At 55.4% G+C, this 12906-nt stretch carries 11 protein-coding genes; 4 read left to right on the top strand and 7 right to left on the bottom strand.

Translation table 11 applies throughout. The features are described from left to right. Positions 1-266: 266 nt before the first annotated feature. The 4 genes from K239x_RS09265 to K239x_RS09250 form a co-directional block, all read right to left on the bottom strand. Positions 267-1970: a hypothetical protein gene (locus K239x_RS09265; protein ID WP_145417545.1), complete on the bottom strand. Its 1704-nt coding sequence runs from the start codon at positions 1968-1970 to the stop codon at positions 267-269. A gap of 216 nt (positions 1971-2186) precedes the next feature. Next, positions 2187-2864 (bottom strand): PilZ domain-containing protein, encoded by a 678-nt coding sequence (locus K239x_RS09260; protein WP_145417544.1) that lies wholly within the window; start codon positions 2862-2864, stop codon positions 2187-2189. 206 nt (positions 2865-3070) lie between these two features. Next, a complete protein-coding gene (gene rsmH, locus K239x_RS09255; RefSeq protein WP_145422268.1) occupies positions 3071-3985 on the bottom strand; it encodes a 16S rRNA (cytosine(1402)-N(4))-methyltransferase RsmH in 915 nt (304 codons plus the stop codon). Between the two features lie 10 nt (positions 3986-3995). Then, positions 3996-4949 carry a sugar phosphate isomerase/epimerase family protein gene (locus K239x_RS09250; RefSeq protein WP_145417543.1) on the bottom strand — a complete coding sequence of 318 codons (954 nt, stop codon included), beginning with the start codon at positions 4947-4949 and terminating at the stop codon, positions 3996-3998. 420 nt (positions 4950-5369) lie between these two features. Between K239x_RS09250 and K239x_RS09245 the strand changes: the two genes are divergently transcribed. Continuing rightward, positions 5370-6782: an EF-hand domain-containing protein gene (locus tag K239x_RS09245; RefSeq protein WP_145417542.1), complete on the top strand. Its 1413-nt coding sequence runs from the start codon at positions 5370-5372 to the stop codon at positions 6780-6782. Between the two features lie 130 nt (positions 6783-6912). After that, positions 6913-8004: an acyl-CoA dehydrogenase family protein gene (locus K239x_RS09240; protein ID WP_145417541.1), complete on the top strand. Its 1092-nt coding sequence runs from the start codon at positions 6913-6915 to the stop codon at positions 8002-8004. Between the two features lie 25 nt (positions 8005-8029). Here K239x_RS09240 and K239x_RS09235 read toward each other — a convergent pair whose 3' ends face one another. Next, positions 8030-8515, bottom strand: coding sequence for a DinB family protein (locus K239x_RS09235; protein WP_145417540.1), 486 nt, complete (start codon positions 8513-8515; stop codon positions 8030-8032). Between the two features lie 305 nt (positions 8516-8820). Between K239x_RS09235 and K239x_RS09230 the strand changes: the two genes are divergently transcribed. Next, positions 8821-9975, top strand: coding sequence for an FAD-dependent oxidoreductase (locus K239x_RS09230; protein ID WP_145417539.1), 1155 nt, complete (start codon positions 8821-8823; stop codon positions 9973-9975). On the opposite strand, the gene K239x_RS09225 is transcribed toward K239x_RS09230, so the two are convergent. Both K239x_RS09225 and K239x_RS09220 read right to left on the bottom strand, forming a co-directional pair. Continuing rightward, positions 9967-10521 carry a hypothetical protein gene (locus K239x_RS09225; protein WP_145417538.1) on the bottom strand — a complete coding sequence of 185 codons (555 nt, stop codon included), beginning with the start codon at positions 10519-10521 and terminating at the stop codon, positions 9967-9969. The two genes, K239x_RS09230 and K239x_RS09225, sit on opposite strands and share 9 nt — an antisense overlap. Further along, positions 10508-11074, bottom strand: a complete 567-nt coding sequence (locus K239x_RS09220; protein ID WP_145417537.1) for an RNA polymerase sigma factor — start codon at positions 11072-11074, stop codon at positions 10508-10510. Before K239x_RS09220 ends, K239x_RS09225 begins: the two co-directional genes overlap by 14 nt. A 319-nt stretch (positions 11075-11393) precedes the next feature. Here K239x_RS09220 and K239x_RS09215 point away from each other — a divergent pair, with 319 nt between their 5' ends. After that, entirely contained in the window at positions 11394-12902 is a 1509-nt protein-coding gene (locus K239x_RS09215; protein WP_145417536.1) for a sulfatase-like hydrolase/transferase, read from the top strand. Positions 12903-12906: the final 4 nt, after the last annotated feature.

Raw genomic sequence — 12906 nt, 5'->3', positions numbered from 1 at the left:
TAATTGACTGTCAACGACTTACAAAGACATTCGTGTGATTGCGACTCAGCCGTAGATCGATTCGATTCGGCAGCGTCTGAGCCCAGCAAACTCACTTCCGCGAGTTCGCCTTGCGTGGGGTTATTTGTGTCAGCTTGCGGCCACGGGCTGACCATTGCGGTGAACATTTCGATGATCACCCAGCTACCTCACGGACCGGGTACAGGATTGTGCCCGGTCGCGAACGCTCGCGTGTGAGAACAGTTTTGACGGCTGCAAAAGCCGTTTCAAAAACCTCGCACAAAACCTCGGCGCCTCTTTGCCATCCGTGCTCGATGTCGCAATCGTCTAAATGCAATTGTCTTGGACGAAGTGACCAGCACCCCCACAAAGAAAAACAGCAGCCCTGTTTTTAGTTGCCAATGCTGATGCGCCACACGCGTGAACTCCATTGTCTGACGAGTCAGCAGCGTCGATGTCACCACCGCGGCGACGCCCAAACCGGCTGCAAGGAAAAACCAGTTCATCCGCCGCACGGCCACGCCATAGATAGCCAACCAAACCATGGCAGCCAGCAACGCCGGCGACATGGCATCAGACTGCGTCACAAAACAATGATGCAACACAGCTGCGATTCCGCCGACTGCAATCAGAGACGCCACCCAACAGCGAATCTTGTAGGCAAACACCGTGTCGAACCGCCAACCGATGAACATAAGGATCAACACCGAACTGGCAATTGCCAATCCAATGGCAATTGGAACCTGTCCACGCTGTTGCCCGGCGAGGACGAACGGAGCACTTGCCAACGCGGCCAACCCGATCCAGCTCCATTCCGTCGCATTTCTTTTGCGGCATCGCAAGAACCAAATGCCGCAAGCAACCACGCTCATCCACCAGCTCTGAAAATGGATCTCGCTCAGCACATCTGGTTCGCGACCGACCACTGCGAGGGCAAAGAACCCCAGGGTTAGCAATGACAGAGCGACTTGGACACCACGCAGCCAAGCGTAGAAATAGAAAAACAACCCGATTAACAAAGCGACGGTCATTCCTGATCCGCCCCACCTCTGCAGTCCCGCGTCAAACGAATAATGCTGCTGCGCGAGCCCTGCTTCGGCGAAACGGTTGATGCCGCACACAAGCAACAACGGAGACAGTGACACGATCGACCTGACGCGTTGATGCTTGCCCTTTGCGATCGCGTCTTCCATCAACAGCGCCACAACTGCTAACAGCAGCGGCATCAACAGCAGCGGTTCAAACTGGATGGGCCCCCGAAGAGAACCAAAGGAGATCCAGATCGCGTGCGAACGAAACGCTGCCAGGACCGCCAGCATGGCAAACGCACTCAATGGAAAAAGGGGCCAACTCCACGGCGTACCGTTGTCTGCTGCCAAGCTCTTGCCACGATGCACCGCCGGAATCAGCAGCAACAGAGCGCCAGCAGCGGCAACGGAAAACAACAAAGGCGTCCAGTTTGCCAATTCGCTATCGCTGGCACGGAACTGACTGGCCAACGCCGGAGACGCATAGAAGACTGTCAGCAGGGCGTAGAAGCTGGCCCGATACCAAAACGCAAATCGAATTCGGCAAAACAGAAAGACGCTTTCGGTCGTCAGGACGGTGCCAACCAATCCCGCCAGCAGGAAAGCTGTCGCCTTTGCCCGATCGCTTAGACAAAGTTCGTCCACCGCGATCGAGTACGCGACTTGTCCGATCACAATGATCAACAGAATCGTTCGCGCGTCTTGCCAAACTTTGGCACAACGAATCACGACGATCGCGGTCAATCCCATCAACAGCGTGTAAAGGGCCAAACTGCCGGTCAGGAAACTCGCTCGCGAGTATTGGTCGCCAACGCTGGCCGCGACTACTTGAAGCCCGTACATCACAAAACCGCAGCTAATCAGATAGAACGGGTTTTCTGTGTACAGACACTTCCCAAGACTTCGGATCTGCGCGCGCAGTGGCGGCGAAGAATTTTCCATCGAGTGCTCCTAGCGATCTTTCGGGGAGAAGAAAGAAAGGCAAGTGAGACACGTCGCAGTGTTTCGTTTTTCCTTATTCGGTGTTCCTCGTCCGCAACCCGCACTCATTGCGCCGCGTCTCAATCAACCGTAAGATTGCGTCGACAATTCTTACGGCGAAGGTTCACCGATGGTTCGCATCGGCGTCGATACGATGGCTCGCAAAACCTGCGAACACTATTGCTTCGACAAGCGATGCACACTGTGCAGTACGGTTGATTCGACCGATGCCGTCGTCAAACTGGCACCGGTTTGATTGGTACCGTTGACTTCTTTGGACCAAACGATCGCCACCAAAATGTCTTCGCCCGATGGCAAACTCACGACGACTTGCTCTCCGATGTCGAGCGGGACTTCGGTGCGCAGACGCAGACCGTGACCAGATGCCTCGACCAGGCTTGCCTGCGAAACAACTTGCCCGCGTTCGATCCGGCAGACACTGACGCGAACCAAGCACTCGTTGCGATCACAGGTCCGGCGGTCGACGATGGCGATCTGGTTCATCATCGCCAACACGTGTGGCGGGAGCTGCTGACCAAATTCACAAACGAATGTCGTGGTGTCGATCGTATGCCGACGAGACGCAGTGACGCGGCCCACGAGTTCGATTTTTTGATCGTCGTCCGTATCCAAAACACGGATCAAAATATCGCGTTGTTTCAGAGTGTAGGAAACGTCGACCCGCAACAGACAATGGTCCTTGCTGAAATCCAACATGAAACAGGGCGTGAACTGCTGACTGCTGTCGCCCGGCAGAATGATCAAGCCGGGAATCAGAGCGTGACGTTTTTGATCAACATCTGTCGTTGCCAAACCGGACGGTGTTCCGGATGGCGGTATTAAAATCTGGTGCATTACGGTTCCGAACCGTTTTCTCTTCTTTGCCGTTAAAACACTAGATCAACTTCGCTTTCTAACGCGGCGGATGCTTTTGCATCCCTTCGCATCGGCCGTGAATCCAGCTCCGCGAAATGGGATTGTAGGCATCGCATGGATTGTCGCTGCGCCATGCCGTGCCAGCCTCCTGTCGGGGCACACACAGCCCGGGGCCACACACACAATCATGCCGTGTCAGCGACTCGCTCCGCAACGCGAAGTTTGGCACTACGGCTGCGCGGATTCGCGGCGACTTCGGCATCGCTGGGACGCAGTGGTTTTTTCGTCAGAATGTTCCAGCGGTCATCGTCGCGAAACGCGTTTTTGACGATTCGATCTTCCAGCGAATGAAAACTGATCACCGCGATTCGTCCGCCACCGGCAATCCAGTTGGGAGCATCGGCCAAGGTCCGTGTTAGGATTTCTAACTCATCGTTGACCGCGATTCGCAATGCTTGAAACGTTCGCGTCGCCGGATGAATGTCATGATTCTTGCTTCGCGGCACACAGCGGCGGCAGATTTCGACCAAGTCGTTGACCGTCCGAACAGGCTTGCGTTCTTTGCCCCTCAAGACGATGGCCCGCGCGATCCGCCGACTGAAACGTTCTTCGCCAAATTGGTAAATCGCGTTGGCAATATCGACCTCTTTATGATTCGCCAACCACTGCGATGCGGGAACGCCATTCTCTGGATCAAACCGCAAATCCAACGGCCCGTCCGTCGTAAAACTAAATCCGCGGTCGCGGTCGGCCAATTGATCGCTGGACAGACCCAAATCCAGCACAAACGCGTCGGCAGATTTGAGCTCCATCGCCGCAAGCGCCTTCGGAGCTTGTTCATAGCTCCCCAAAAACACATCCAACCGCGGGTCGTGCGACTCCGATTCCACCCGCAGGCTCACGGCCGGATCACGATCAAGCCCGATCACGTGCCCTTCGCCAGCGGGCAATTTGTCTAGCAACAGCCGTGAGTGACCACCACCTCCGTAGGTTCCGTCGACGATCACCCGTGGATCACATTCCTGGATCCAGTGGACGATTTCTGACGGCATGACCGAAATGTGGCAAGACTCTGCGGCTTCACCCGTCGATTGATCCATCGCTTCTTGTTCAGCCGACACTCGAAATACTCTTGCTACAGTGCAGCGACTCTTCCAGGTGATCGTTGATTTCTTTCAAACGTTCCAGCCCGCCGCCGCTTACTTCAGCTGCCAGCCAACCAGTGAATTTGATGTCGTGCAACGCTTTTTCAACCGACGGCCAGTTGATATCACCCTCGGTGATCTTGGTGAATTTTCCCTCTGCACGAGAGAAACCTTTGATGTCCAATTTGTGAATGCGTCTGCCAAGTGTGTGGATCCACTCGGCTGGATCGCCGTACTTCCAGTGGTTTCCGATATCGAATTGAACGCCCACCCAAATCGAACGAAACTCGTCCACAAATTTGGCCAATCGATCTGCTGTCTGATCATTGCCACCTTCGTGGTCATAACAAAAATCGTTCCAAACATTTTCGATCACGATCGAAACAAGATTTCTTTCTGCCAGCGGCAGCGCTTCTTCGATGGCCGCGACAGCGCGATCGTATACTTCTTGATCGGTGCCGTCTTTGCCATGACCAGGCACCAACAGCATTGTCCGGCCACCGACAGCGGCGGTGTTTTCGATGCCTTTCTTGAGAAGCTTCATCGCTTCCTTGCGAACCGCTGGGTCAGGGTCGGTGTGCCGCGTTTGCCAGTGGTATTTTCCGACCGTCCCGTCGATGATCAATCCGGTCGCTTTGGAAGCCGCGTTGGCTTCTTCGACATTGACGGTCGGTGCGTTGAGTTCGACACCCTCGAAGCCAGCTTCTTTGGCCAAACGGAATTTGTCTTCCAGCGATCCGTCCTTCAATTTAATCATGCCGATCTTCAGCGTTTTGCGAAGCCAAGGCTTGTCGCCATCGCCGCTGGGCTGGTCCGCAAAACCGTTCTGCCCCAACAAGCCTGTCGTCGTTGCCAGTCCTGCCGCAGCGAGGCCCATCTGACAGAAACGACGTCGATCGGTGGTTAAAATTTTGTTCATCTGGCAATCCGAAGGCGAGCGAGTGGGAAAGGGCGGGGCGTCGAGGGATTCGGCACTGAATTATCCGAAAGTATACGCGGAAACGGACAAAAAGGGCCCGGCGCCTGATAATCGGTCGAAGCCATCAAAAAACAAGGCGTCGGCGGTCGCTTGGTCAGCTTAAATCGACCAAGCGTATTGGTGCAAATTATACTAATGACGGAGAAAACACCGGTTCCCAAGGACTTTCGATACCAAAAACCGGCGGTTTACGCTCCAATATTCGCTGCCTCGGCAGCCTTCGCTGGCAGCAGACCGCGAAATACTTCACAAACAGATCGCGCAACCATCGTCGCAAACACCCACTGGCCCCACCATCGGGCCTTGATGGATGACACGGTGACCGCGAAACCTTGCCACCCGTCCGTGGTTAAAACGACTATGAATACCAAACTCAATATCATTGCTATTGGATGCTGCTTTCTAATTGCGGTTGCCGCCGAAGCCCAACGTGGCGGACCTGGGGGCGACCGAGGTGGAGATAGGGGCGGCGGAGACCGAGGTGGTGGCATGCGTGGCGGTGGCGGAGCTCCCGGTGGCGATCGAGGTGGTCGTGGCGGAGCAGGAGGCCCCGGTGGTGATCGCGGCGGACGCGGTGGCGGTGGCGGTGCAGGTGGTACCCGAGGCGGGTTTGATCCGAGTGGATTTTTGAGCCGATTGGATACTAACGGCAACGGGATCTTGGACCCTGACGAACAAAAAGGCCCCGCGCAATTCATGATCAGTCGGCTTCAGCAATCTGACCCCAGCATCAAAGCTGGCCAGCCGATTTCGATCAAAAAGGTATCGGAGTCGTTCACCAAGATGCGCGAGCAAAGTAGCGGCGATCCGCGTGCTAGCCGTGGAAACACTTCCAGCACGGACGATGATTCGCTGGAAGTTGAATTGCTGGTTCCAGGTTTTGGTATCGAAGAAGAGCCCATGCCGTTGATGGGCTTTGGGGCTGCCGCTGAAATGCTTTCGGTTCCGATTACCGATGCTGACCTAGCCGAAGCTGCCAGCACGATGCAACGTTACGATCGCAACAAAGATGGATTCATTGCCAAGAACGAATTGTCGAGTCGGTTTTCGGGCAACCCAATGGATTTTGACCGCAACAAAGATGGCAAACTGTCGCAAAAAGAACTAGCCGTTCGCTACGCTCGCCGCCGTGAAGGCCGTGAAGAAGCGACTGCCCAAAAAGATCGAAGCCGACGAAGCGATGATCGGCGACGAAGCGACGATGACAAAGAAATCGATGTTTACAACGGACGCAAGTCGTACCGCATGACAAACGGCAAGGCGGTTCCCGAAGGCACGCCAGGCTTCTTTGCAGACAAAGACGCCAACCAGGATGGACAAGTCACGATGGCAGAGTTCGCTTCGGACTGGAATGATGGTGTCGTGGCCGAGTTTTTCAAATCGGATCTCAACAAAGACGGCACCATTACCGCCGCCGAAGCACTTCGCGCGGTCGAACAAGGCGTCAGTGTCTCTGCTCCTGCGTCGACAGGCAGTTCATCGAACGCCATGGCCAGTCGTAGTTCGTCTACCTCACGATCGTCTGGTTCGTCTGGATCCACTTCATCAGGAAGTAGCAAGCCAGCCGCTGGCAGCACGAAACCAGATGACAAACTGGTCCGCTACGCCGAACGCATCATCGGTCGCTATGACAAGAACAAAGACGGCGCACTGGTTGCTTCTGAATGGGGTTCAATGCTGATGAATCCGGCTCCTGCGGACGGTAACCGCGATGGCCGCGTCACGATCGAAGAGTACGCGATCTATCTGCAATCGCGATCGAAGAAGAAATAGCAGCTTCGGGGTGATCACCCGAGGAGCTTGACGACGCCGACCAATAGGTTCGGCGTCTGGATATCAGATGGTCGGTTTCGTATGCTGCTAGGCACAGTCATTGCCCACGCATTCCCCTGACTATCTGCCAATGTCGGATCTCCCATCCATCGCGATCGTTTCAGCTCCAACCGATCCATCGCTGGAACAGTTGGCCGAGTATCTTTCTGACCAATCGTCGCGTTGGTCAAGCGTCTCAGATTGGCCCCTCGACGCGTTGCAAGCCTGCGCGGCCGCTGGCGTGTACCGTTGGTTCATCGAACCGCACCAGGGCGGAGTCGGTTGGAACACCGCTGACCAAACCCGAGGCTATCTGCGTTTGGCACAAGCTGATTTGACGACCACGTTTGTGATTACGCAGTACATGGGTGCGATTCGACGCATCGCTGGCAGCGGTAATCAACCGCTGATCAACCGCTGGCTCCCATCGTTACTGTCGGGCGAATCTTTCGGCACGGTCGGAATCAGCCATTTGACGACTAGTCGACAACACCTCCGCAAACCCGTGATGTCTGCTAGACAGAATGACCACGGCTTCATCCTCAACGGCATGGCTCCTTGGGTGACCGGCGTCGCGCACGCAGACGTCTATGTGGTCGGCGCAGCAATGGACGATGGCCGCGAACTCCTTGCTGCCGTGCCCCGTGACAGCCAAGGCGTCCAGCCCGGCCCCGGCATTTCACTGGTCGCTCTGTCAGCGAGCGTCACCGACCGACTGGAATTCGACCATGTTCAAATCGACGAATCGATGCTGATCGCTGGCCCAGTCCAAAACGTCATGCAGTCGGGCGTTGGCGGCCGAACCGGTGGACTGCAGACTTCAACCCTCGCCATCGGACTGGCTCGAGCAGCCATCACGTTTCTAAGCGAAGAGACTACACGACGCGAGGAACTGACGGCCGCAACCCGTGAATTGACTTCCGAAGTCGATGCGTTGGAATCCTTGCTATTGCTTGCCGTCAGTGGTGCAGCCGACTGTGACACGGCCGACATTCGCGGCAAAGCCAATCGACTGGTACTCCGCAGCACGCAAGCGGCGCTGACGGCCGCCAAAGGAGCTGGCTACGTCAACGGTCACCCCGTCGGTCGCTGGTGCCAACAAGCTCTTTTCTTTTTGGTTTGGAGCTGCCCACAAGCCGTGTCGACGGCCCATCTGTGCGAATTGGCCGGAATCGAATCCTAACGACGAGCATCTTAAAACAATCGCCTTAAAACAAAGGCGCGTTTCCAGCTGCCCTTCGCCAATGCGACAGCTGTGCCAAGTGAAAACCGAAATGCGACGTCAGCAGGTGCGACATCAAATCGCCACGCGTTGCGATCGCGCCGCCTTCCAAAAAGTCAATGCCGTGAGGAACGCTCATGTCGTCCGAACTGGCTTCGGCACACGCCTTGGCTAACTTGGGATAGCCTTCCAAAATCACTTGGTCAAAAACGTCGAACGAGTACTCGTCGGCATTTTGAATCTGATCCGACGATCCCGGACCGAATTTTTCAAGCCATTCGGGATGCGCCATTTCGTCACCAAAACTGGCCAGCCCCAGCTCCGCACAAATTGCCAAATGCCCCAACACCCACACTGGAGGATGCCCGCCACCAGGCGCGGGCTCACCTAGACGCTCGGCTGGAATATCGGCAACGATCTGCTGATAGCTGTCTAACAAAAACCGATTGAGCTGCGTGTCACGATTCGACATGAATTCAAATTCCCTTGTTTAAAACGAAGCCTCAAGCACCGCGCTAACCGATAGCACGCAACTAAAACTTATCCTGCAACAATTGTCGATGGGAAGCCGTCTCGCTTTGCGGTGGGATTGCGTCTGTTAACATCTACGACGGCAAACGATCCCTGCGCTGCTAGCAGGTGTGCAGCTCTAACATGCATCCGCAAGATACTGCCGTGCAACGCGCCGTCAGACTGTGGCTACGAATGACGTGCCCTGCAAATCGGCGTAAGCTGTTTGGCTGAATCAACCTCTCACGAACCATCGCGACACGACCTATGAAAATTGCGATCGCTGGTTGTGGAATCGCTGGCACCGCGACCGGAGCCTTTCTAGCTCGAGACGGTCATGACGTCACGGTTTTTGAACAAGCTGAACAGTGCCAACCGATTGGCGCTGGCATCATGTTGCAACCAAGCGGTCAAGCAATCGCAGACGAGCTCGGCGTCTTGGATTCGATTCAGCAGCGGTCCGCTCGCCTGGACGGTCTTGACGCGTTTCTTACTTCCGGTCGACCTTTGATTCGCTTGCGATACGAAGCGCTCGGACCGAACACGTTCGCGTTGGGAGTGCATCGCGGACGCCTGTTCACAGAACTGCTTCAGGCGTGTGAAAACTCGGGCGCTCGAGTCGTTACGTCGACCGCCATCGCGAGACACCACATCGACAGCGATGCCGTCCATTTGGTCGACGAAGACGGTCAGACGCTGGGGCCGTTCGACTTTGTCATCGCCGCCGACGGGGCACGATCAAAGCTTCGGGCAGCATCGGGAATCCGCCATCACCAAGTCCTGTACCAGTACGCTGCTTTGTGGACAACGGGTCCGTGTACGGGCATCCCTGACCGGCTTTGTCAGGTGATCGACGGTACTCAGCAACTATTGGGACTGCTACCGATCGGTGAAGGGCAGTGCAGCTTTTTCTGGGGCCTGCGATCAACCGACTACGCTTCGTTGATCGATCGCGGATTCGATTCTTGGAAAACCGTTGCCACTCAGGTTTGCCCGCAATCTGCCGAATTGCTGCAAACGATCGATTCGTTCGATCAATTGACATTTAGTGGGTATCGGCACGTGCGAATGAAATCATGGCACACCGATCGTGTGCTGTTCGTGGGCGACGCAGCGCATCCCTCCAGCCCGCATTTAGGCCAAGGCGTAAACTTGGCACTCGAAGACGCCAGCTGTTTTGCCACAGCACTTCGCCAGTGCAATAATTTCGACCAAGCCTGCAAACTGTTCCACAAAAGACGGGCAGCAAAAATCCGCTACTACCAACAGCTCACACGTCTTCTGACACCCTTCTTTCAATCGGATATTCCGCTGTTGGCTCTGGGCCGAAACATCGCACTGCCTTGGTTTCCACGCATTCCTTATGTACGGACACGAATGCTCCAAACACTGTGCGGGATCACTTCTGGCTGGCTAGGTTAACGTCGTTTTTCGTCGATCCGTCGCCGTTTCCTGCGATTGCAGTTCCGCCAACTTCGCACGCAGCATCGACCGCAACGAGTACGCCCGCACCAACATCGCGACGGCAGCGACCGTAAAACCGATCCCAACCGTGCCGACCCAGACAACCGCCATTACGTCGTGACGCCATAGCGACAGCGACACGCCCGTCATAACGAACAGACAACACGCAGCCGTCGCGACCCAAGCGGTAGCCAGTCGATCGATGGCCGTTGGGCAATGCCGCCGGCTCAAGATCCAAGTCAACACAACAATCCACGAAAGGGCAACGCACGACATCAAACCAAAACCCCAGTGCAGTCGATCGGGCAATGGTCGTGGCTCGGTCATCCACAAGGACACAATCGCTGCTAACACAACGCTCACCACCAACAACATCAGGCGATAAAGCCACCGACGTCGTGAAGTCAGTTCGCCACGCACCATCTTTAGCACGGCAGCCTTAGACACGTCTTGGTCCGACAACGCAATCGAATCATTTGCCGTCGAAACTTCATTTACTTTCATCGTTGTTTGATTCCTTTTCCGTTAATTTTTGGCGGAGCGTCGCTCGAGCTCGGAACAACCGAGATTTCACGGTCCCCGGTGGGACATTACAAACCATCGCGACTTCAGCAACATTCAGCTGTTCCAAATAGTGCAGGACAATGACCTCACGTTCCGTCGCATGTAGTTCATCAAGACCGACGCGAACCAGATCCTCTATCTCGATCCGTTCCGCCTCCCGTTCTGCGGATGGACTGCCTTGCTCCGATTCTGCAAATGCCTCTGAAACTGGCTCGCGGTACTGTCGTCGAAGGTGATCCATCACTGACAGCCGAGCGACCCGAAACGCCCAGGCCTCAAATCGTTCTGGAGCTCGCAGTCGATTGAGCGAACGAACGATCCGCAGCCACGCCGTTTGCATCACGTCGTCGGCATTGGCACGATCAACAATCATGTTCACGACGAACCGTGCCAAACGTGGATGCCAACGCTGGACCAATAATTCCCAAGCGTCCGTTTCACCAAGCTGGCAACGAACGACCAGAACGGCGGTAGATGTTTCAAACGATTTCATTGCCTTTCCTTGTTACAGTGGGGTAGTCGCTCGCTGCCCATCACCGGTTCACGCAAAAAGCAAAATCGTTCCACAAAGCCCCAGCCGCCCCAGCTTTTCGGTTGCCTCTTTCCATGCTGCGTTTCCACTTTCACACCGAAAATCGTCTTGTTTTTCAAAGCAGCTTTGTCCACCACGTTCTGTGTCGTGCAGTTCCACGGCGTGTATAACATGCCCACGCTGACAAATTTAAACTAACGCGACAACGGTACTGACAACGGCGGACGCTGCCGGTGCTTGCCGACGAACATCGCCTACAGGCAGAATGGTGGAGCCTCCCATGAACCGACTGACCAAAGTTCTCTTGATTGCCTGCGGGCTACTTTGCGCGACAACAGATTGCTTGGCTCAATCGTTGGATCAACCCAATATTCTGCTGATTTTTTGCGACGACCTGGGTTACGCAGACGTCGGTTTCAATGCCGAACACTTTGGCGTCCAAACCGATGCTGTCACCCCAAACTTGGATGCGCTGGCAAAACACGGCACGCTCTTTTCGCAAGCCTATGTCGCGCATCCCTTCTGCGGTCCCAGTCGAATGGGCCTACTGACCGGACGCAGGCCTCATGTGTTTGGCGGACAAAAGAACCTTCCCGATGTCGCCAAGAATCTGCAAGACTACAACCAGAAAGGCATTCCGGTTACCGAAAAACTCTTCAGCACCGTATTACAGGAAGCCAACTACCGCACGGCGTGCATTGGCAAGTGGCACATGGGGGACGCAAAACCGTTTCACCCAAACACGCGCGGCTTCGACCAGTTCTACGGTTTTCTGGGCGGCGGCCACCAATACTATCCGTCGATCACGGACAAAGTCAAACCGAAGATCAACGACTATCAATATTTCCTTCAGCGAAACGGTACCGACATTCGGTCGCCCGAAGGAGCGTATTTGACGGACACACTTTCGGACGAAGCCGCCAAATTCATTTCCCAACCGAGCGACAAACCGTTCTTCATGTACGTGGCATACAACGCGCCGCATTCGCCGCTTCAGGGAAAAACCGAAGACCTGCAGACACTCTTCCCCAACCACAAACCGTCCGCTCCTGAGAACGGAATCAATTACCGTGATTACGAACGACGACAAAACTTGGTCGCGATGATGCACGCGGTCGATCGCGGTGTCGGGCACATCGTCGACGCGATGAAAGACCCCAACCAAGACGGCAACGATTCCGATTCGATGCTGAACAGCACGCTGATTGTGTTTATGAGTGACAATGGGGGCAAGATTCTGCAAGCCGGTAACAATGCACCGCTGCAGGACGACAAAGGATCAACGCACGAAGGCGGGATTCGCGTTCCCATGTTCATGCATTGGCCCGGTCACGTTCCGACTGCCGCGGTGTTTGACCATCCGGTACTTGCACTTGATCTTTACCCAACCTTCACTGGGCTGGCGGGTGCCACGGTCCCTGAAGGCAAAAAGCTGGACGGCAAAGACATCTGGTCCGACTTTTTGGCCGGACGCAACTCTCACGTGGGCGAAACCATGTACTGGCTGCGACACCATGGCAGCGGTAACGAAGTCGCGATTCGAAATGGCAACCTCAAGGCCTACCGAAAAAACACAGGCAAATGGCAAGTGTTTGACGTCGCCAACGACGTGGGCGAAACAACCGACCTGGCAAAAGCAAACGCGGATTTCCTCAGCAGCCGAATCGCGGATGGTGCCGACTGGGCACGATCGTTAATCGCTCCGCAGTGGCACGACACACAAGCTGCCTTGGATAGCTGGATCGAAAACAAAATGCCGCGGTACGAATCCACATTCCAAGCTCGGTAGACTA

This window comes from Stieleria marina (assembly GCA_007741555.1).
Classification (GTDB): domain Bacteria; phylum Planctomycetota; class Planctomycetia; order Pirellulales; family Pirellulaceae; genus K23-9.
Note: the sequence above shows the minus strand (reverse complement) of the source record. Positions and strands in the feature narration are given on the sequence as shown.

Coding starts and splice junctions, on each gene's coding strand:
- K239x_RS09265 (WP_145417545.1), bottom strand. CDS start 1,970: ATGGAAAATTCTTCGCCGCCACTGCGCGCGCAGATCCGAAGTCTTGGG.
- K239x_RS09260 (WP_145417544.1), bottom strand. CDS start 2,864: ATGCACCAGATTTTAATACCGCCATCCGGAACACCGTCCGGTTTGGCA.
- rsmH (WP_145422268.1), bottom strand. CDS start 3,985: ATGGATCAATCGACGGGTGAAGCCGCAGAGTCTTGCCACATTTCGGTC.
- K239x_RS09250 (WP_145417543.1), bottom strand. CDS start 4,949: ATGAACAAAATTTTAACCACCGATCGACGTCGTTTCTGTCAGATGGGC.
- K239x_RS09245 (WP_145417542.1), top strand. CDS start 5,370: ATGAATACCAAACTCAATATCATTGCTATTGGATGCTGCTTTCTAATT.
- K239x_RS09240 (WP_145417541.1), top strand. CDS start 6,913: ATGTCGGATCTCCCATCCATCGCGATCGTTTCAGCTCCAACCGATCCA.
- K239x_RS09235 (WP_145417540.1), bottom strand. CDS start 8,515: ATGTCGAATCGTGACACGCAGCTCAATCGGTTTTTGTTAGACAGCTAT.
- K239x_RS09230 (WP_145417539.1), top strand. CDS start 8,821: ATGAAAATTGCGATCGCTGGTTGTGGAATCGCTGGCACCGCGACCGGA.
- K239x_RS09225 (WP_145417538.1), bottom strand. CDS start 10,521: ATGAAAGTAAATGAAGTTTCGACGGCAAATGATTCGATTGCGTTGTCG.
- K239x_RS09220 (WP_145417537.1), bottom strand. CDS start 11,074: ATGAAATCGTTTGAAACATCTACCGCCGTTCTGGTCGTTCGTTGCCAG.
- K239x_RS09215 (WP_145417536.1), top strand. CDS start 11,394: ATGAACCGACTGACCAAAGTTCTCTTGATTGCCTGCGGGCTACTTTGC.